This window comes from Novosphingobium indicum, from assembly GCF_014645195.1.
GTDB classification, from domain to species: Bacteria; Pseudomonadota; Alphaproteobacteria; order Sphingomonadales; family Sphingomonadaceae; genus Novosphingobium; species Novosphingobium indicum.
Genome location: NZ_BMLK01000031.1, coordinates 1 through 16,841, shown reverse-complemented (window position 1 = coordinate 16,841; position 16,841 = coordinate 1). Strand labels below are relative to the sequence as shown.

Genomic DNA, 16,841 nt, shown 5'->3' with positions numbered 1-16,841 from the left:
GGCCCTGTCATGCAGCCTTTTGTCTGCTGGCTCATTGCTAGCCGACACACTGCGCAATTCAGCCGGGAGGCCCTATGACTGCAAGCGTGAAGGTCGGCGTGCTCAACGACATGGCCGACCTGTCGGATCTGGACGACGGCGCCACCGGCCCCGGCGACATCACCGACTGGCTGGAACGCGAGATCGGCATTCTGCGCAAGAGCGGACGGCTGACCGCGCCGGTCGAGTTCGTCCATGCCTACGGGCTTGGCCTGCCCAGCGGCACGGCCGAAGCGGTCGAGCGGGCCTATCGCCAGCTGGCCGATGCCGGAGTCTGCCTGATTGTCGGCCCCGCCATCGGCGACAATGCGCTGATCGCCACGCCGCTTGCCGAGGAACTGCGCATCCCGACGATCAACTGGGCCGGGGCCGAGCGCGCGCGCAGCCGCTACATGTTCCACCATCAGGTGGGCAGCCACGAAGACGAATCGCTCGTCATGGCCCGGCACATGGCTTGGCTGGGAGCCAGACGGCTGGGCGTGGTCTACGACATATCACCGATCGGCACGCGCCATCTGAAGTACCTGCAGGACGAAGCGGGCGTTCTCGGTATCGAGATCGTTGCCACCGAAGGTCTCTCCCCCATGGCAGACGACGCACAGGAGCAAGTCCACAAGGTGCTGGACAAAAAGCCCGATGGCTTCGTCTATCTCGGGCTCGGGCTCTCGGCTTCGCCGGCGGCCACGGCACTTGCCCATGCCGGGTGGGAAGGTCCGAAGATCATGAACACCGCCGGGCTGCGCGGCTACCATGGCGACTTCGCGCGCGCGTGCGACGGCTGGTTCTACATCGACATGCATTCCGATTCGAACCGGACACTTCAGGCCGTCATGGCGGAACTGGGCGCCCCGCCCCAGCGCGCACTGGCGACTGCCAAAGGCCATGACATCGGCCGCCTCGTCGCCGAGGGACTGGCCCGCGCCAAGGACTTCAGCCGCGAAGGCGTTCGCGTCGGGCTCGAGCAGGTCAAATGGCTGCCCGCCGCCGAGGGCGAGGAAGGCACTCTGCTGGGCTTCGGCATTCAGGACCGCGGCGCGTTGAAGGGTCGCTATCTGGTGGTGCGGCAATGGCTGGACGGTCAGTCCGTGGAAGTCTCCTCCCTAAACTGACACCTTAGTCGCCACATGCGGCGCGGCGCCCTCGATGCCGACGATCACCCGCTGCAACACGCGCTTTCTGACGCTTTCAAGATTTCCGCGTGCATGCTGCAGGGCGATGTTGTCCCAGAAGATCACGTCGCCGGTGCGCCACTTATGCTCGAACACGCGCTCCGGGACGTACAGCCGGTCGAAAGCCGCGTGGAGCAGGTCCCGGCTCTCTTTCCAAGGCATGCCCAGCACGCGCGCCGTCTGCAGTTCGCTGACCCAAAGGCATGGGCGCCCGTTGTGCGGATTTTCGAGCACGACAGGCCGCACTCCGCGCTTCATCGCTTCGGGTTCGCGCTGGTCGCACGTGCGCCCGGCAAGCTGGGTGTAGTGCGGCGAGATCATTTCCTGCTCGCGCCCCTCCAGCGCTGCCCGAAGATCCGCGGGCAGCGCCACTTCCGCACGCACGAAGCGCGTGGACGAGGCATCGTCCACCACATCGAGCGCATGCAGGGCAATCGCATCGAAGGGATGATCGGTATAGGCCGCGTCCGAATGCCAAGCGAGCGGCGAGGTGCTGGGCCCGCCACCGGCATTGGTCATCGTCTCGCCCTCGCCTTCGCGCACGAGGATCGGCCCCAGCAATGCGCAAAGCTCGCGCTGGCGCGCCATCGTCAGCGATTGCCCCCGTGCCAGCACCAGACCATGCTCGGCCCAAAGTTGCCGGAAATGGTACGCAAGCGACGGTGCCAGCGGCTGCGAAAGATCGAAATCGATCTCGATGCCGAACGGTTCGAGAGAGCGGAACGGCAATGTCACGGCCACGGTTTCATCCTCCCCCGACGCGCGGCAACACGATCACTTCTTTGGCCGTTTCCAGATCGCGCGACCAGTCGGTCTCCAATACGCCATCGACCGCGAAATGGACACGCGGCTGGGCGATATCGGCAAAGCCGGGGGCAAGACCGTCGAGCCGGTCGACCAGATCGAACAGGTTATGCGGCGCCAGATCGAGTCGCCCCTCTTTGACGAACTCGCCGAAGAACTCCTTGTCGAATGGCGGCATCACGAGGATCCGCACCGCGCATCATCCTTCGGGATGCAGCGCGGCGTAGACCCGGTCGGGCGCCATCGGCAGATCCCTGAGGCGCACACCTGCCGCCGCATGGATAGCGTTGGCAACGGCCGCCAGCGGCGGCACGATCGGCACCTCGCCCACGCCCTTCACGCCATAGGGATGCGACGGATTGGGCACTTCAACCAGCACGGCCTCGATCATTGGCAAGTCCGACGCCACCGGCATGCGGTAGTCCAAGAATCCCGCATTATCGAGCTTGCCATCCTTGCTGTAGATATAGGCCTCGTTGAGCGCCCAGCCGATGCCCTGTGCCGCGCCGCCCTGGATCTGTCCTTCGACATAGTCCGGGTGGATCGCGATGCCGACGTCCTGGATTGCGGTGTAACGCACGATCTTCACGTGCCCGGTCTCGGGATCGACTTCGGTATCGCAGATGTGCACGCCGAAGCCCGGCAGCCAGCCTTTGGCGCTCAGCGCCGCCACCGCCGCGATCGGTCCGCCGGAATGGAACGAACGCCCGGCGATGGCAGCGGCGGACATGACCTGTCCCTGCTTCTCGCCATCGAGGCAGGTGACCTCGCCCGAACGCCACTCGACCTGATCCGCAGCAACGCCCCAGATCCGCGCAGCGCGTTCACACAAAATGCGCTTCACCTCTTCGGCGGCCTGCACCGTCGCCATGCCCGTCGCGAACGTCGTGCGGCTGCCGCCGGTCACCATCGACACGCCGATGGACGCCGTATCGGCAACGACAGCGCGAACCCGTTCGTAGGGAATGTCCAGCACTTCGGCCGCCATGATGGCCATGGAGGCGCGGCTGCCGCCGATGTCCGGGCTGCCGGTAGCAACCGTGACGGTGCCATCCTCAGCGACGCTGACGTTCACCGTCGAGGGACCGCCGTAGTTGCCCCAGTATCCGCCCGCAATGCCGCGCCCCTGATTGGGGCCGAGCGGCGCCGACCAGTGCGGATGGGCCTTGGCGGCTTCGAGGCATTCGACATAGCCGATGCGCCCCCAGGGCAGCCCGGTCGTCTGCGGATCGCCTTCGACGACTGCGTTCTTCAGGCGCAGCTCCAGCGGATCGATACCGAGCTTGCCTGCCAGTTCGTCCATCGCGCTTTCGACCGCGAAGTTCACCTGCGGCGCACCCGGTGCGCGGTAGGCCTTGGCCGCCGGGCGGTTGCACAGCACTTCGACGCCGACGACGCGGGTATTGGCGATGCGGTAGTGCCCGATCGCGCTCGACACGCCCGCGCCTGCATCGTTCGCGGTATAGGCGCCAGAGTGGTAGAGAAACTCGACGTCCGCAGCGACCAGCGTGCCGTCGGCAGCGGCGCCGAGCCGCACGTCGATTACCGCGCCCGGCGCCGGGCCGGTCGCGCGGAACACTTCCTCGCGAGTCATGGCCAGACGCACCGGGCGGCCGGACTTCTTCGAGAGCACCATCGCCACCGGTTCGAGGTAGATGGTCGTCTTGCCGCCAAAGCCACCGCCGATTTCCAGCGGCGTCACGCGGATATCGGCCTGCGGCATTGCCAGCACAGACGCCGTGAGCGCGCGCACCGAGAAGTGCCCCTGGCTGGACGTCCAGATCTGCGCCTGCCCGTCGCCATTCCACGAGGCTACACAGGCATGGGGCTCGATATACCCCTGATGCACCGGTTCCAGCGAGTAACGCCCGGTCACGGTAGCCGCGGCCGAGGCGAGCGCCCCTTCGACGTCGCCGCCACCCATCTCGACGCGCATTGCCGCATTCGAGGGCTTGTCCGGCTTCGGATCGACGCCTTTGGTAAAGACGTTGTCGTGCAGGATCGGCGCGCCTTCAGCCAGCGCTTCCTCCACGCCGAGCACGAACGGCAGCTCCTCATATTCGACTTCGATCAGCGCCAAAGCCTCGCGGGCGATCTCGGGGCTGGTCGCAGCAACGGCCGCAACTGCGTGGCCCTCGTAGAGAACCTTATCGAGTGCGAGGCAGTTGTGCGAAACATCGACGATGTCCGAGGCGCCTTCGCCGACATGCATCACCAGCGATTCCAGCGTCGGCAGGTCCCTGCCCGTCGCCACGGCCTTGACCCCGGCAAGGGCCTCGGCCTGACGCGTATCGATCGCGATGATCCGGGCGTGCGGATGCGGACTGCGCAGGATCGCGCCCCAGAGCATCCCCGGCGCCTTGAAATCGGGACTGTAGAGCGCCCTGCCCGTGACCTTGTCGACACCGTCGGGACGCACCGGGCGCGTGCCGACATGGCGGAACTGCTTCATCTGTTCGGGCGCGTTCATGCGGGCGTCCTTTCCTGGCGAAGTTCGGCGGCGGCATCGAGCACTGCGCGCACGATCTTGTCGTAGCCGGTGCAGCGGCAAAGATTGCCCGCCAGCCAATAGCGCACCTCGGTCTCGGTGGGGTTCGGGTTGCGGTCGAGCAGCGCCTTGGCGGCAACGATGAAGCCCGGCGTACAGAAGCCGCACTGCAGGGCTGCATGTTCGAGGAACTTCTGCTGCACCGGGTGCAGTACCGACCCCTCGGCTACGCCTTCGATGGTCGCGATCGTGCGCCCCTCGGCTTCGGGCGCGAGCACGAGGCAGGAACAGACCATCTCCCCGTCGAGAACGACGGTGCAGGCCCCGCAGTCACCCGAGCCGCAGCCCTCCTTGGAGCCGGTCAGGCCCATGGTGTCGCGCAGAACGTCGAGCAGCGACGAACCGGATTCGCACAGGAATTCGGCGGCATCGCCGTTGACGGTAGTGGAAACGCGAATCTTGCTCATGCCTTTGCTCCGGCGCGCGTGGCGGCGACCAGGACGGCACGGCGGGCGAGAACGCCGGCCATGGCCTTGCGGTAGGAAACGCTGCCGCGCTTGTCGTCGATGGGATTGCTGGCGGCCTGGACCGCCTGGGACATGGCGGCGAGCGCGTCGTCGTCGAGCTTGGTGCCTACCAGCGCCTTGCCGGCCTCCTCGACCAGCACAACCGTGGGTCCGACCGCGCCAAGCGCCACCCGGGCCGAGGTGCAGGTTCCGTCGGCATCGAGCACGAGGCTGACGCCCGCGCCGACGACGGCAATGTCCATCTCGGTGCGCGGCGTGGAACGCAGGTACGCGTCGCCACCACCAGCAGGCTTGGCAGGGAGGCAGATTTCGACGACGAATTCGCCCGGCGCCAGCGAGGTCTTGCCCGGTGCCACCGGAATATCCTGAACCGGCACTTCGCGCTTGCCCGACGGGCCGGCAACAACGCAGGTCGCGCCTGCCGCCACCAGTGCCGGGACGCTGTCCGCCGCGGGCGAGGCATTGCACAGGTTTCCGGCCATCGTCGCGCGATTGCGGACCTGCACCGAGCCGATCAGGTTCGCCGCCTCGACCACGCCCGGCCAGGCAGCCGCAAGCGCGGCGTCGGCCTTGAGCGCCGTGCACGGCGTGGCCGCGCCGATGACGAAAGCATCACCCTCGTGCCGCACACCTGTCATGCCGGCGATACGCTTGAAATCGACGACGCTGCCAGGGACAAGCCGACCGGACCGCATCTGGACGATGAGATCGGTCCCGCCGCCCAGCGGCCGGGCCGTAGGATCGGCGGCCAGTAGGGCTACGACGTCTTCAACAGAGTCGGGTACGTGAAAAGCAGGTGATGGCATGATTTCTCCCCGGAACCGCCCGGTTCCTTACGGGAGATGATCGGTACTGGCATGCGTTTAGTCAACCGGGACCAGCCGGATTTTTATACCGGCCGGTCCCTATTGTCGGCATCCGCTTACATCGACGGCGCGTAACCACCGTTGAGCGGATAGGTCTGGCCCGTGATCCACTCCGAAGCGCCCGAACACAGGAAGGTGACGAGCGCGGCCACATCGGTCGACTTGCCGAAGCGGCGGATGGTGTAGCGCGACATCATCGCCTTGGTCTGGTCGCTCGCCATGATCTCGGCCAGCTGCTCTTCGGGCATGTCGGGCATGAGCGCGGAAAGCGAAACGCAGTTCGCAGTCACGTTGTAGCGCCCCAGTTCCTTGGCGATCGAGCGCATGAAGCCCTGCGCGCCCGCCTTGGCCGAGGCGTAGACGGCCAGCTTGGGCTCGCCGATGCGCCCGGAGTCCGAAACGACCGTCACGACGCGGCCCTTCTTCGCTTCCACCATGTTGGGAATGAAGGCGTAGCTGCAGTTGTAAACGCCGTAGAGATTGGTGCCGAGGTAGCGCTGCCAGGCTTCGGGCTCTTCCTCCCAGAAGTTCAGCTTGGGCCGCAGCGAGCCGCCCGGCCCGGCCATGCCGGCATTGTTGACGAGGATGGTCGCCGCGCCGAGCTTTTCCTTGATCGCGGCATCGGCGGCCTTGGCCGCTTCGAGATCGCAGACGTCGAATGGCACCGCGAGCGCGGGCACGCCCATGGCGCGAATTTCCTCGGCCACGGCCTCGGCGCGTTCGGCCACGAAGTCGTTGACGGCAACGCCGCCCGCATTGTGCCGCGCCAGTTCCAGCGCGATCGCGCGGCCTGCGTTCTGGCCACCGCCGGTAACAACGGCGACCTGGCCGCCGAGATCGAGAAGATCGGTATCGCTCATGCGTGTTCCACTCCACTTTGCAGACCCACTAGATAGTATATACCATCTAGCAAAGGCGAGTCCCGGACAGGGGCCCAAGGGAGAGGATCACCAGGACGATGACCACGCAACCCGGTCCGCTGTTCGATTATCTGCAGGACCTTGAAGAGGCGGTCGCCGGCATTGCCAACACCTGGCGCCCGGACGACCCGCAATATCGCGCCGACGTTTACCGGCAGATCATGATGCAGATGTCCTACGGCTACTTCGCGTTCTTCCACGCAACGCCGGAACACCCCGACTGGGCGCCATTGTGGAACCCGGTCTATACGCTGCAGCCAAACCCGGACGACATTTACCTGCAGTCTCCCGTCAGCCCGGCCTATCGCTACCGCGTTTCGGGCACGCGCGGCACGGTGAAGATGATCACTTTCAATACGCAGGGCCCGCTGGCGGGGATGCCCGATCCGCCGGACATGACCGGCGAATGCTATGCCGATCTCGACGACCGGCACCTGCAGATCGAAGCGGACGGCACGTTCGAGATCCTGCTGAGCGCCGAAAGGCCCGAGGGGCACAGCGGCAACTGGCTGCAGATCAAGCCGGGCGCATCCACGCTGATGATCCGCAAGCGCTCCTACGACTGGTCGGGCGAGATCGACCCGGTGCTCTCCATCGAAAACCTCGACCCTGTACCGCCCAAACCGCGCCTCTCGGTCGATGAAATCCTCCAGCGGATCAGGAACATGGCGGGCATGCCTGCCAAGGCGACTCAACTGTTCTACTGGATGCAGAACCAGGTCCGTGAGGAAGCAGGGATCAACGTGTTCAAGCCCGCCCCGATCGGCGGCGCGCTCTCGCGCCAGATCTACATCCCCGCCGTCTTCGAATTCGAAGCCGACGAAGCGCTGATCATCGAGACGGAATTGCCTGAGGTGCGGCCCTACTGGAACTTCCAGCTCAACGATCCCTACTACAACGCCCTCGAATACGTCTACCGGCTGAGCAGCACCAACGGCCACTTCGCCAGGGTTTCCAGCGACGGCAAATTTCGCGCCGTGATCTCGCTGGAAGACCCCGGTGTGCCGAACTGGCTCGATCCGGCGGGCTTCCAGCAGGGCACGATCTACGGGCGCTGGTACGATTGCGATTCGTGCCCGACGCCGACGCTCAAGCGCGTCAAATTCGCAGAGTTGCGTGACCACCTCCCCGCCGACACCCCCACGGTGTCGGCGCAGGAGCGCGCAGCCGAACTTCAGGAGAGAGTCCGGGGCTGCCAGCGCCGGAGGAGATGGTGAACACGATGTTGGAAGGATTCGATCTCAGCGGCCGCGTGGCCATCGTAACCGGCGGCGGCACGGGTATCGGCAAGGAAATCGCCCGGCTGCTGGCCCAGCGCGGCGCCGATCTGGTTCTCGCTGCGCGCAAGGCGGAAGCGCTTGAAGCGACCGCCGAGGAACTGCGCGCTGAGACCGGACGCGATGTCCTCTGCGTGCCCACCGACGCCACCGACCCCGAGCAAGTGCAGGCGCTCGTTGACAAGACCGTCGAGCACTTCGGACACCTCGACATCCTTATCAACAACGCCGGCAAGTCGAGCTTTTCCGGCTTCTCCAAGATGCCGCCGGCGATGTGGGACAAGGACATCCAGCTCAACCTCAATGCCGCATTCTACTGCTCGCACGCGGCCATTCCGCATCTCAAGAAGAGCGGCCACGGCGCCATCGTCAACATCTCCTCGCAGGCCGGTATCACCGGCACGCCGGGTTGCGGCGCCTATTCGGCGGCCAAGGCCGGCCTGCAGATGTTCACCAGAGTTGCCGCGAGCGAATGGGGCGGCTCGAACGTGCGCGTCAACGCCGTGGCGCCGGGCATGACCGCCACCGAACTCGCACAGAAAGGCTGGGCCAAGACCGGCTTCGACGCCCTCGGCGCTGCGAAGACCGCCTTTGCGCTCGGTCGTCCGGGCAAGCCAGAGGAAGTGGCACAGGCGGTGGCGTTCCTCGCCAGCGATGCCGCAAGCTACATTACCGGGGAAACCTTGGCAGTCAGCGGCGGCCCGGGAGCGAAAGGCATGATCGACGTGGATTGAGGGGGCAAACGCCCTCGCCCCCACATTCGTCATTCCCGCGCAGGCGGGCGCCCCGCTACCTGCGACACAGCTACCGTCGAAACGGAAAGAGGGGTCCCCGCCTGCGCGGGGACGAGGGTAATGTTATGAGCGAGCGTGGGCCTCAGCCCCAGAGCGCCTCGGCAGCTGCCAGACCCTGCGCGCCGCGACCGCCGAGTTCGGCCGTAAGCAGCTTGAGGCGATAGGTCCACAAGTGCAGCGGGTGCTCCAGCGTCATGCCCATGCCGCCGAGGAACTGGTGGTAGTCGTAGCACACGCGCTTGGCGGCTTCCTGCGCGTGGTGCAGCGCCATCGCGGCGTCGGCCTGCGAGCCGGTGCCCGCCGCGCGCATCGCCATCCAGTAGGCGGTATTGGTCATCACCTGATCTTCGGCCAGACGGTGCCGCATACCCTGGAAGGTCGCCAGCGGACGGCCGAACTGCTTGCGTTCGGAGACATAGGTCACCGTGCTCGCCAGCGCCGCGCCGAGCAAGCCAGCGGCCTCGGCGGCCATCGCCACGCGCCAGGCGCGAGTGATTTCGGCGACATCGACGTCGTGTGACGTCATGCTGTCGGGCTGCGAAGTCAGGAACGCGACGGGATAGCCGTAGAGCGTGTCTTCCTGAGCCGGCGCGATCATGTCCTCGGTCGTGATGAAGCTCTTCACGCCGGACGGGCCGACAACGACCACGGTCGCGCCGGGGCGCAGGAAGCGCAGCGGCTTGCGGGCCTTGCCCTCTTCCATCAGGCAAAGCGGGCGCGGCAGTTCGGGATCGATCAGCGGGCGCACCATGGCTGAGGCCGCTGCTTCCACGGCGAACGGCAGGCGGGCCAGCTTCTCGATCACGAGCGCGGCCATGACCGGACCGAGTTCCTCGACCGCCATAACGTCGAGGAAGCCGTTCTCGACCAGCGCCTCGTCCAGCTCCGCGCTTTCGAGCGCGAGCGACACATCGTGCATCGGCACGGTGGCGTAGGGCTTGGCCAGGCTGTCGATGAAGTCGAGGACCTGCGTCTGGTCTTCGTTAAGCGAAAGCTGCATCAGCGCGGCTCCCTCGGCAGTTCCAGCACTTCGCTGGCGATGATGTTGAGCTGGATCTCGGCGGAACCGGCGGCGACACCGGCGACGATACCGCGCTGGTGGTGCATCTTGAGATAGGGCGAGGCCCCGGCCAGCGCCTCGGGCAGGAACTCGATCACGAATTCGCACACCGCGCGCTCGGCCATGACCGTGGCGTAGCGCGCCGAACTTGATTCGGCGCCGATCGCCAGACCGTCGACGCGGCGCTGAACGACGGCGTAGTTCGCCGTGCCCGCCGCCTCGCAAAGCGCCGCGCAGCGCGCCGCTTCGATCTTCACGTAGTCGCCATCGAAGTCCCCGGCTGCCTTGAGCATCTGCACGGCGCGGTCGAGCGCGGCGCGGGCCAGCGTGAAGCGCGGAATACCGAGGCGTTCGTTGCGCAGCGAATAGCCGACGATTTCCCAGGCCTGCCCTTCATCGCCGAAACGCGCGCTTTCGGGCACGGTGACATCGTCGAAGAACACCTCATGAATGTCGCCCTCACCGATCAGCGAAGGAATCTGACGCACGGTAATGCCCGGCGTGTCCATCGGCACCAAGATGATGGTGATCCCGCGCTTGCGGTCGTCGCTGGTGCGGGTGAGCAGGAAGCAGGTGTCGGCCAGACCGGCATAGCTGGTCCAGATTTTCTGGCCGTTGATGACGTAGTTGCCGTCCTTCAGCTCGGCGCGGGTACGCAGGCTGGCAAGGTCGGAGCCGGCGTCCGGCTCGGAAAAGCCCTGACACCACAGCGACTGCCCCTTGGTAATCGGCTCGAGATAGCGCTTCTTCTGTTCGTCCGTGCCGTATTTCTCGAGCGTCGGGCCAATCCAGTTGACGTTCATGTACTGGCCGCCGCGCGGTTCGCCGGCGATCCACATTTCCTCGGCGAGGATCTGCTGCTCCCACGGTCCCAGACCTTCGCCGCCCATCTCGACCGGCCAGTGCGGGAAGAGAATGCCGGCATCGGCCAGCTTCACGCAGAATTCGCGAGCGAAGGCCGTCAGCGCCGGCGAGGCCGGGCCGTGTTCGGAGAACGTCTCCCAGTCGTCGGGCAGATTGGCGTGGAGGAAGTCCCGGATCTTGTGCCGGAAAGCGTCCTGTTCCTCAGTCCATTCGAATTGCATCAGCGCAGCGCCTCTCAAGGTCCTCTGGCAGGACCGTTAGGCGCAAGAGCGCACGCGCGACAACACCGCGCGCCTGCGCAATCGCCTGTGCGATCCTGCCCGGTGCTTACTGCCGTACCGCGCCCACCGCCTCGGGTGCAACAAATCGCGTCGTGGAAATGCCGCCGTCGACCGCGATGGTCTGGCCGTTGACGAAGCCCGCCTCGTCCGACGCGAGGAAAGCCACCATGTTGCCGATGTCCTCGGCGGTGCAGTCGCGCTCGATCGGGGTCAGTTCGTGGTTGGTGCGACGGAAGAAATCGAGATCCCAGAACGCATCGGTCATGCCCGTGCGCACGACCGAAGGCGCGACGTAGTTGGTGCGAATGCCGCGGCGGCCGTATTCGGCAGCCATGGTCTGCATCAGGCCGATCTGCCCGGCCTTGACCGTGCTGTAGGCCCCGCCCCCTGGCGTGCCGTAGATGCCCCAGGTCGAGCCGATGAACTGGATCGAGGCGCCCTGGCCCATGTGCTTGAGCGCTTCGCGGCACAGCCGGAAAGGCGCGCGCAGCGAAATGTCCAGCACTTCGTCGAGCATCTCGTCGGAAGTCTGGTCGACGGGGCCGAAATTGAACGAGCCCGCATTGTTGACGAGAATGTCGAGCCGGCCGAACTTCTCGATCGCGCCGTTCACGATCTTCTCGGGCGCATCGTCCGCAGTGACGTCGACGGCCACGAAATCGAACTCGACCGATCCCGCGAGTTCCTCCTTCAGCGCCTGCAGCTTGTCGGCACTACGTCCGGTGCCGAGCACCTTGACGCCCTTCGCGCCGAGCGCCCGCACGCAGGCCTCACCGATGCCGCCAGCAGCGCCCGTGACGATGGCTACCTTGCCTTGCATTCTTTCGTACTCCTGATCTCTTGGCCGTCGCCCGTGCGGACGAGCAAATGTCTGTTCGGACCGCGGCGCTCAGTCGGCGCGCTGGTTGCCCGCGCGCTCGACGATGTCGTTGGCGGCCACGTAGCCGAAGGTCATGGCCGGGCCGATGGTCGCGCCGGCACCCGGGTAGGTATCGCCGAAGGGCGTGCCCGAATTGTTGCCCGCGGCGTAGAGCCCCGCGATCGGGTTGCCCTGCTGGTCGAGTACGCGTGCCCGTGCATCGCAGCGCAGGCCGCCCTTGGCGCCGAGGTCGCCATTGTTGATCGGCACGGCATAGAACGGCGCCTTGTCGATGGGGCCGAGGTTCGGGTTGGGCGTGGAACTGGGATCGCCGAACATCTGGTCGTAGGGGTTCATCCCGCGACCGAATTCGGGATCGACGCCGGTCCTGGCATATTCGTTCATCTTGGCGACGGTCTTCTTCACTGCATCGACGGGAAGGTGCGTCTTGCGACACAGCTCCTCGATCGTGTCGGCGCGGAAAACGTAATGATCCCACCAGTCTGCCGGGACTTTCTTCTCAGGCGTGTGAACTGTGGGCATCAGGCCGCCGGCGCTGAACTTCTTGCGGAACTTCGAATCGAAGATCAGCCAGCACGGCATGTTCGCGCCGGTTTCCAGATGGTCGCGGACCATCGCCTGACCGAACTGGTCATAGCCGCAGGCCTCGTCGACGAAACGCACGCCGTTGCGATTGACCACCACGCTCCACGGGCGCCCCACGTCGAAGGCCGACTGGTGGATCTCGTGAAAGTTCGACGCCTTGGGCATCGGCAGCGTCATTGTCGGCATCCACCAGCCCTGCTCGGTATGCTCGGTCGAAGCACCGATCTTTTCGGCCTCGATCAGCGCCTCACCGCGGTTACCGTCTTCGGGCGTGGAAGAATGGCGCGTGAGGCCGGGGACCGGGTAGAAACGGTCGCGGAGCTCCTGATTCCACTCGAAACCACCGGCTGCAAGAATGACGCCATGGCGAGCCATGACCTGATACTTGCGACCGAAGTTCGAAACCTCGATGCCGGTCACGCGGCCACCATCGTCGACCAGCAGCTGCTCCAGCTTGGTTTCCATGCGCAGTTCGACGCCGCGCTTGAAAATCTGCTCGTAGGTCGCGCCCATCAGCGCCGCGCCCTGCGTGAAACGGCGGTCGCGGTGCGAGATCTTGCGGGTGCTGCGGTCCTTCCAGTACCGGCCGATCACCTTGGCCGCGACTGTGCGCCAACCCTTCGACTGCATCATCAGCGCGAACGTCTCGGTGAGGTCCATTGCGTAACGGCCGAACAGCTTGAAGCGGTTGTACTGCTCGCGCATCAGCGCATAGCGGTCATCGCCGAGCTGACGTCCGTCGAACGTAGGCACGATCACCGAGCGGTCGGCGCGGGCTCCGGCGCGGTCGGGGTAGTAGTCGGGCCAGGCTGCAGCCATCACCTGAACCCCGGTGGACTTCAGATAATCCAGCATCTTGGGCGCTTCATCTACGAAGGCTTCGAGCCTTTCGCGGTTCACCGGCACGCCGATGGTCGCGTCGAGATATTCCAGCGCGGATTCGCGGCTGTCACCCTTGTCGCCTTCGAGCTGGTGGTTCGGGATCCACATAACCCCGCCCGATGTCGCCGAGGTGCCACCGAACTTGTGGGCTTTCTCTACGATCAGCACCTTCATGCCATGTTCCGCCGCGCGCAGTGCCGCCATGGCGCCTGCCGCACCCGATCCTACGACCACGACATCGAAAGTTTCGCCGACTGTCACCCTTATCTCCCCTTGGCCATCCGTTGACTGTACGGGCCATCGGCGTGCCTTATCGCGTCCACGGCTTGCCCTAGAAATGACCGCCGGGGTACTGCAAATTGCTTGGCCGTGCTCTGGCGCGCGCGGCGGCCTTGCGCCAAGAGGGTGCGGGCCGCAGGGCCGAAACGTATTGCCTGCTCAAGGCGACAGTCGAGAAATGCAGAAAGTCGAAGATCGAACATGAGTGAAAAGACATTCGTCGCCGTGGCGAAGCTGGACGAGGTCCCCGCCGGCGGCAAGAAAGTGGTGGACGTGAACGGGACCAGCGTGATCGTGGTCAACAGCAAGGACAAGATCTTTGCCGTGCGCAACCTGTGCAGCCACGCATACGAGACGCTGGAATGCGGCCGCGTACGCGCGGGATGGATCTCTTGCCCGGTTCACGGCGCGCGATTCGACCTGGAAACCGGCAACCCGATGAACCCGCCCGCAACGATGCCGATCGACACTTACGAAGTGCGTATCGAAGGCGACACGATCGAAGTCGCGGTCTGACAATTTGGCAATATCGCGGGCGCGGTGCCGTCCGTCTGGACGCATAACGGGCCGCTGTGCATGGAGAAGGCATGACGGACAACGCTGATCTCGAAGCGCTGCGCAGCGAAGTGCGCAGCTTTCTCGAAGCCGAAAAGCCACACGGCTGGCGCGATGCCAGCCGCACCCAGGAAGACTTCGTGAACACCCAGCGCGACTGGTTCGCCAAGCTGGTGAAAGCCGGCTACGCGATCCCGCACTGGCCGAAGGAATATCCGGGCGGCGGGCGCTCGCTGGCCGAGCAGAAAGTGATCTACGAGGAACTGGCCAAGGCCGATTGCCCGCGCCTGCTGCTCTCGTTCGTGTCGACCTACCATGCCTTCGCCACGCTGCACGAATGTGCCAGCGAGGAGCAGAAGGCAAAGTACATGCCCCGCATCCTCGAGGGCGAGACCTGGTGCCAGGGCTTCTCCGAGCCGGGCGCCGGTTCCGACCTCGCCGCGCTCAAGTGCAAGGCCGTGCGCGAAGTTCGCGACGGCAAGGAAGTCTATGTCGTCAACGGCCAGAAGGTCTGGTCGACCATGGCGCAGTTCGCCGACATGTGCCTGCTGCTGGTACGCACCTCCTCCGAAGGCGTGAAGCAGGCAGGCATCACCTACCTGCTTATGGACATGAAGACGCCCGGCGTCTCGGTCAGCCCGATCCACCAGATCCAGGGCGACGAGGAATTCGCCGAGATCTTCTTCGACAACGTCGAGATCCCGGTCGAACAGCGCGTCGGGGAGGAAGGCGAGGGCTGGGCCGTGGCGCAGGCGACGCTTGCCAGCGAGCGCGGTCTGACGCTGATGGAACTCGGCTACCGCATGCGCGGCGCGCTGGGCCGCGTGGCCGAGCTGATCCGCACCCACGGACACCAGGAAGACCGCGGCATTCTGCGCGATTTCGGCGCGCTCGTCAGCGAAGTCGATGCCGTTTGCGCGATTGCCGACCAGTTCCTCGACAACCGCATCAACGGAGTCGAGCGGATCGGCGACGCCTCGATCGTGAAGAACGCCTATAGCCGCGCGCTGCGGGCCTATTCCAAGCTGGGCGTGCGCCTGGGCGGGATGGACGAGCAGTACATCGCCCCGATCACCTTCGGCGATCTCAACACCGGCAACTGGATGGCCGACTTCATGAACTCCTACGCCTGGACCATCGCCGGCGGCAGCGAGGAAGTGCAGCGCAACATCATTGCCGAGCGCATGCTCGAAATGCCGCGTGAACCGAAGAGCTGGGTGCTTTAAGATGATCGAGCTGAACGAACTCACCGCCGCCGCGCAGAAGGCTTTCCCTGCCGACAATCTCTCCCCTGCCCGCGATGCGAGCTGGGAACTGGTCGCCGAAATGGGCTGGCTGATGATCCGCCTGCCCGAAGACGACGGCGGCCTCGGCCTCGACCGCGAGGCATCCACCGCCATTCACTATGAAATGGGCCGCGTGCTCGCCACCACGCCGCTGATTCCGGCGCAGCTGGGCCTGCAGGCCGTGATCGAGAGCCAGACGCTCGCCGACCGCGCCGACTGGCTGGAACGCCTTTCCGCCGGAGAATATGCCCCGCTGCACATGCTGCCTGCGAAAGTCGACATCGCGGCGGACGGCACGGTCTCGGGCACGATCGGCGGCGTGTTCGACGGCGACATGGCTGTGGCCGTCGTCGCCAAGCTCCCCATCGGCTATGCGCTGATCCCGACCGATGCCGATGGCGTCGAACTGGTCGAACGGCCGATCTGGGACCTCAGCCGCCGCATGTTCGATCTGGTGCTCACCGGCTACAAGCCCGATCCGGCACTCATGCTCAGCGATGCCGACGGCGCGACCGCCATGCACGACGCGCTCGGCCCCGAAGCGCACCTCGCGCTGGCCGCCGACTGCCTCGGCGGGGCTTCCGCCGCGCTCGACATGACTGTCGAGTACATGAAGATGCGCAAGCAGTTCGAACGGCCCATCGCCATGTTCCAGGCGCTCAAGCACCGTGCAGCCGACATGAAGACGAAGATCGTCGTAGCCGAGGCACTGCTGTGGAGCCGCGCCCGCGACGAGCAGGCCACCCGCACGCAGATCGCCGGAGCCAAGGCGCTTGCCAGCGACGTCTTCCAGTTCGTGACTGAAGAGATGATCCAGCTTCACGGCGGCATCGGCCTGACCGAAGAGCACCCGTGCCATCTCTTCATGAAACGGGCGATGCTGAACCTGCAGCTCTGTGGCTCGCTCGACAGCCTCAACGAGACGGTCGGCCGCGAAGCCCTCGCGGCAATGGCATGATCGACGGGCAATAGCGGCACTTCGCGACATCCCGCTGTCTGAAACGGTAGCGGACGAAACGTCCTGACGGCCCATGCGTTTCGGCCTCGATGACGCAAACGCATGCAACCGAGCGGGCCGCCCTCTCGCCGCTACTCGCCCATCTCCGCCAGAACATCGTTCTATACGGAGCGCTGACGGCCAATCTCGGGATTGCCGTCGCGAAGTTCGTGGCCGCCAGCCTGACCGGCTCGTCCTCGATGGCGACCGAAGGTGTTCACTCATACCAAAACCTGTGGAATCTGACTCACTGAGGGTATCGGGTTTGGGGCTGACGTGATTCACCAT

The 16,841-nt window shown here is 65.4% G+C and carries 17 protein-coding genes; 7 read left to right on the top strand and 10 right to left on the bottom strand.

Going from position 1 to position 16,841, the window contains the following annotated elements:
- Positions 1-74 precede the first annotated feature (74 nt).
- The gene (locus tag IEX64_RS21255) at positions 75-1,148 is read left to right on the top strand and encodes an ABC transporter substrate-binding protein (RefSeq protein WP_188823049.1); all 1,074 of its coding nucleotides are present in this window, start codon (positions 75-77) and stop codon (positions 1,146-1,148) included.
- Here the strand turns inward: IEX64_RS21255 and IEX64_RS21250 are convergent.
- From IEX64_RS21250 to IEX64_RS21225, 6 genes are all read right to left on the bottom strand, one after another.
- Positions 1,140-1,949 (bottom strand): TauD/TfdA dioxygenase family protein, encoded by an 810-nt coding sequence (locus IEX64_RS21250; RefSeq protein ID WP_188823047.1) that lies wholly within the window; start codon positions 1,947-1,949, stop codon positions 1,140-1,142. The genes IEX64_RS21255 and IEX64_RS21250 overlap by 9 nt on opposite strands.
- A 4-nt stretch (positions 1,950-1,953) precedes the next feature.
- Positions 1,954-2,205: a hypothetical protein gene (locus IEX64_RS21245; protein ID WP_229710626.1), complete on the bottom strand. Its 252-nt coding sequence runs from the start codon at positions 2,203-2,205 to the stop codon at positions 1,954-1,956.
- 6 nt (positions 2,206-2,211) lie between these two features.
- The gene (locus IEX64_RS21240) at positions 2,212-4,482 is read right to left on the bottom strand and encodes a xanthine dehydrogenase family protein molybdopterin-binding subunit (protein ID WP_188823045.1); all 2,271 of its coding nucleotides are present in this window, start codon (positions 4,480-4,482) and stop codon (positions 2,212-2,214) included.
- Positions 4,479-4,967, bottom strand: a complete 489-nt coding sequence (locus IEX64_RS21235; RefSeq protein ID WP_188823028.1) for a (2Fe-2S)-binding protein — start codon at positions 4,965-4,967, stop codon at positions 4,479-4,481. The genes IEX64_RS21240 and IEX64_RS21235 overlap by 4 nt, the downstream gene beginning before the upstream one ends.
- The gene (locus tag IEX64_RS21230; protein WP_188823027.1) at positions 4,964-5,833 is read right to left on the bottom strand and encodes an FAD binding domain-containing protein; all 870 of its coding nucleotides are present in this window, start codon (positions 5,831-5,833) and stop codon (positions 4,964-4,966) included. Before IEX64_RS21230 ends, IEX64_RS21235 begins: the two co-directional genes overlap by 4 nt.
- Before the next feature lie 116 nt (positions 5,834-5,949).
- Positions 5,950-6,753 (bottom strand): SDR family NAD(P)-dependent oxidoreductase, encoded by an 804-nt coding sequence (locus IEX64_RS21225; protein WP_188823026.1) that lies wholly within the window; start codon positions 6,751-6,753, stop codon positions 5,950-5,952.
- Positions 6,754-6,851: 98 nt separating this feature from the next.
- Here IEX64_RS21225 and IEX64_RS21220 point away from each other — a divergent pair, with 98 nt between their 5' ends.
- Complete coding sequence (locus tag IEX64_RS21220) at positions 6,852-8,030, top strand: DUF1214 domain-containing protein (RefSeq protein WP_188823024.1); 1,179 nt, start codon at positions 6,852-6,854, stop codon at positions 8,028-8,030.
- A 5-nt stretch (positions 8,031-8,035) separates the two neighbouring features.
- Positions 8,036-8,824, top strand: a complete 789-nt coding sequence (locus IEX64_RS21215) for an SDR family NAD(P)-dependent oxidoreductase (RefSeq protein WP_188823022.1) — start codon at positions 8,036-8,038, stop codon at positions 8,822-8,824.
- Between the two features lie 142 nt (positions 8,825-8,966).
- On the opposite strand, the gene IEX64_RS21210 is transcribed toward IEX64_RS21215, so the two are convergent.
- From IEX64_RS21210 to IEX64_RS21195, 4 genes are all read right to left on the bottom strand, one after another.
- A complete protein-coding gene (locus IEX64_RS21210) occupies positions 8,967-9,884 on the bottom strand; it encodes an acyl-CoA dehydrogenase family protein (protein WP_188823020.1) in 918 nt (305 codons plus the stop codon).
- Positions 9,884-11,029: an acyl-CoA dehydrogenase family protein gene (locus tag IEX64_RS21205; protein WP_188823018.1), complete on the bottom strand. Its 1,146-nt coding sequence runs from the start codon at positions 11,027-11,029 to the stop codon at positions 9,884-9,886. The genes IEX64_RS21210 and IEX64_RS21205 overlap by 1 nt, the downstream gene beginning before the upstream one ends.
- A 106-nt stretch (positions 11,030-11,135) precedes the next feature.
- A complete protein-coding gene (locus IEX64_RS21200; protein WP_188823016.1) occupies positions 11,136-11,909 on the bottom strand; it encodes an SDR family NAD(P)-dependent oxidoreductase in 774 nt (257 codons plus the stop codon).
- A gap of 69 nt (positions 11,910-11,978) precedes the next feature.
- Positions 11,979-13,697 (bottom strand): FAD-dependent oxidoreductase, encoded by a 1,719-nt coding sequence (locus IEX64_RS21195; RefSeq protein ID WP_188823014.1) that lies wholly within the window; start codon positions 13,695-13,697, stop codon positions 11,979-11,981.
- 219 nt (positions 13,698-13,916) lie between these two features.
- Between IEX64_RS21195 and IEX64_RS21190 the strand changes: the two genes are divergently transcribed.
- The 4 genes from IEX64_RS21190 (at position 13,917) to IEX64_RS21175 (ending at position 16,807) form a co-directional block, all read left to right on the top strand.
- Entirely contained in the window at positions 13,917-14,231 is a 315-nt protein-coding gene (locus IEX64_RS21190) for a Rieske (2Fe-2S) protein (protein WP_188823011.1), read from the top strand.
- A 71-nt stretch (positions 14,232-14,302) separates the two neighbouring features.
- Positions 14,303-15,496 carry an acyl-CoA dehydrogenase family protein gene (locus tag IEX64_RS21185; protein WP_188823009.1) on the top strand — a complete coding sequence of 398 codons (1,194 nt, stop codon included), beginning with the start codon at positions 14,303-14,305 and terminating at the stop codon, positions 15,494-15,496.
- Position 15,497: 1 nt separating this feature from the next.
- Positions 15,498-16,514, top strand: coding sequence for an acyl-CoA dehydrogenase family protein (locus IEX64_RS21180; RefSeq protein WP_188823007.1), 1,017 nt, complete (start codon positions 15,498-15,500; stop codon positions 16,512-16,514).
- An 89-nt stretch (positions 16,515-16,603) separates the two neighbouring features.
- Complete coding sequence (locus IEX64_RS21175; protein ID WP_188823097.1) at positions 16,604-16,807, top strand: hypothetical protein; 204 nt, start codon at positions 16,604-16,606, stop codon at positions 16,805-16,807.
- Positions 16,808-16,841: the final 34 nt, after the last annotated feature.

What these genes read in the sequence shown, in the direction of transcription:
- IEX64_RS21255 (WP_188823049.1), top strand. Translation starts at nt 75, where the DNA reads ATGACTGCAAGCGTGAAGGTCGGCGTGCTCAACGACATGGCCGACCTG.
- IEX64_RS21240 (WP_188823045.1), bottom strand. Translation starts at nt 4,482, where the DNA reads ATGAACGCGCCCGAACAGATGAAGCAGTTCCGCCATGTCGGCACGCGC.
- IEX64_RS21235 (WP_188823028.1), bottom strand. Translation starts at nt 4,967, where the DNA reads ATGAGCAAGATTCGCGTTTCCACTACCGTCAACGGCGATGCCGCCGAA.
- IEX64_RS21230 (WP_188823027.1), bottom strand. Translation starts at nt 5,833, where the DNA reads ATGCCATCACCTGCTTTTCACGTACCCGACTCTGTTGAAGACGTCGTA.
- IEX64_RS21225 (WP_188823026.1), bottom strand. Translation starts at nt 6,753, where the DNA reads ATGAGCGATACCGATCTTCTCGATCTCGGCGGCCAGGTCGCCGTTGTT.
- IEX64_RS21220 (WP_188823024.1), top strand. Translation starts at nt 6,852, where the DNA reads ATGACCACGCAACCCGGTCCGCTGTTCGATTATCTGCAGGACCTTGAA.
- IEX64_RS21215 (WP_188823022.1), top strand. Translation starts at nt 8,036, where the DNA reads ATGTTGGAAGGATTCGATCTCAGCGGCCGCGTGGCCATCGTAACCGGC.
- IEX64_RS21210 (WP_188823020.1), bottom strand. Translation starts at nt 9,884, where the DNA reads ATGCAGCTTTCGCTTAACGAAGACCAGACGCAGGTCCTCGACTTCATC.
- IEX64_RS21205 (WP_188823018.1), bottom strand. Translation starts at nt 11,029, where the DNA reads ATGCAATTCGAATGGACTGAGGAACAGGACGCTTTCCGGCACAAGATC.
- IEX64_RS21200 (WP_188823016.1), bottom strand. Translation starts at nt 11,909, where the DNA reads ATGCAAGGCAAGGTAGCCATCGTCACGGGCGCTGCTGGCGGCATCGGT.
- IEX64_RS21190 (WP_188823011.1), top strand. Translation starts at nt 13,917, where the DNA reads ATGAGTGAAAAGACATTCGTCGCCGTGGCGAAGCTGGACGAGGTCCCC.
- IEX64_RS21185 (WP_188823009.1), top strand. Translation starts at nt 14,303, where the DNA reads ATGACGGACAACGCTGATCTCGAAGCGCTGCGCAGCGAAGTGCGCAGC.
- IEX64_RS21180 (WP_188823007.1), top strand. Translation starts at nt 15,498, where the DNA reads ATGATCGAGCTGAACGAACTCACCGCCGCCGCGCAGAAGGCTTTCCCT.
- IEX64_RS21175 (WP_188823097.1), top strand. Translation starts at nt 16,604, where the DNA reads ATGACGCAAACGCATGCAACCGAGCGGGCCGCCCTCTCGCCGCTACTC.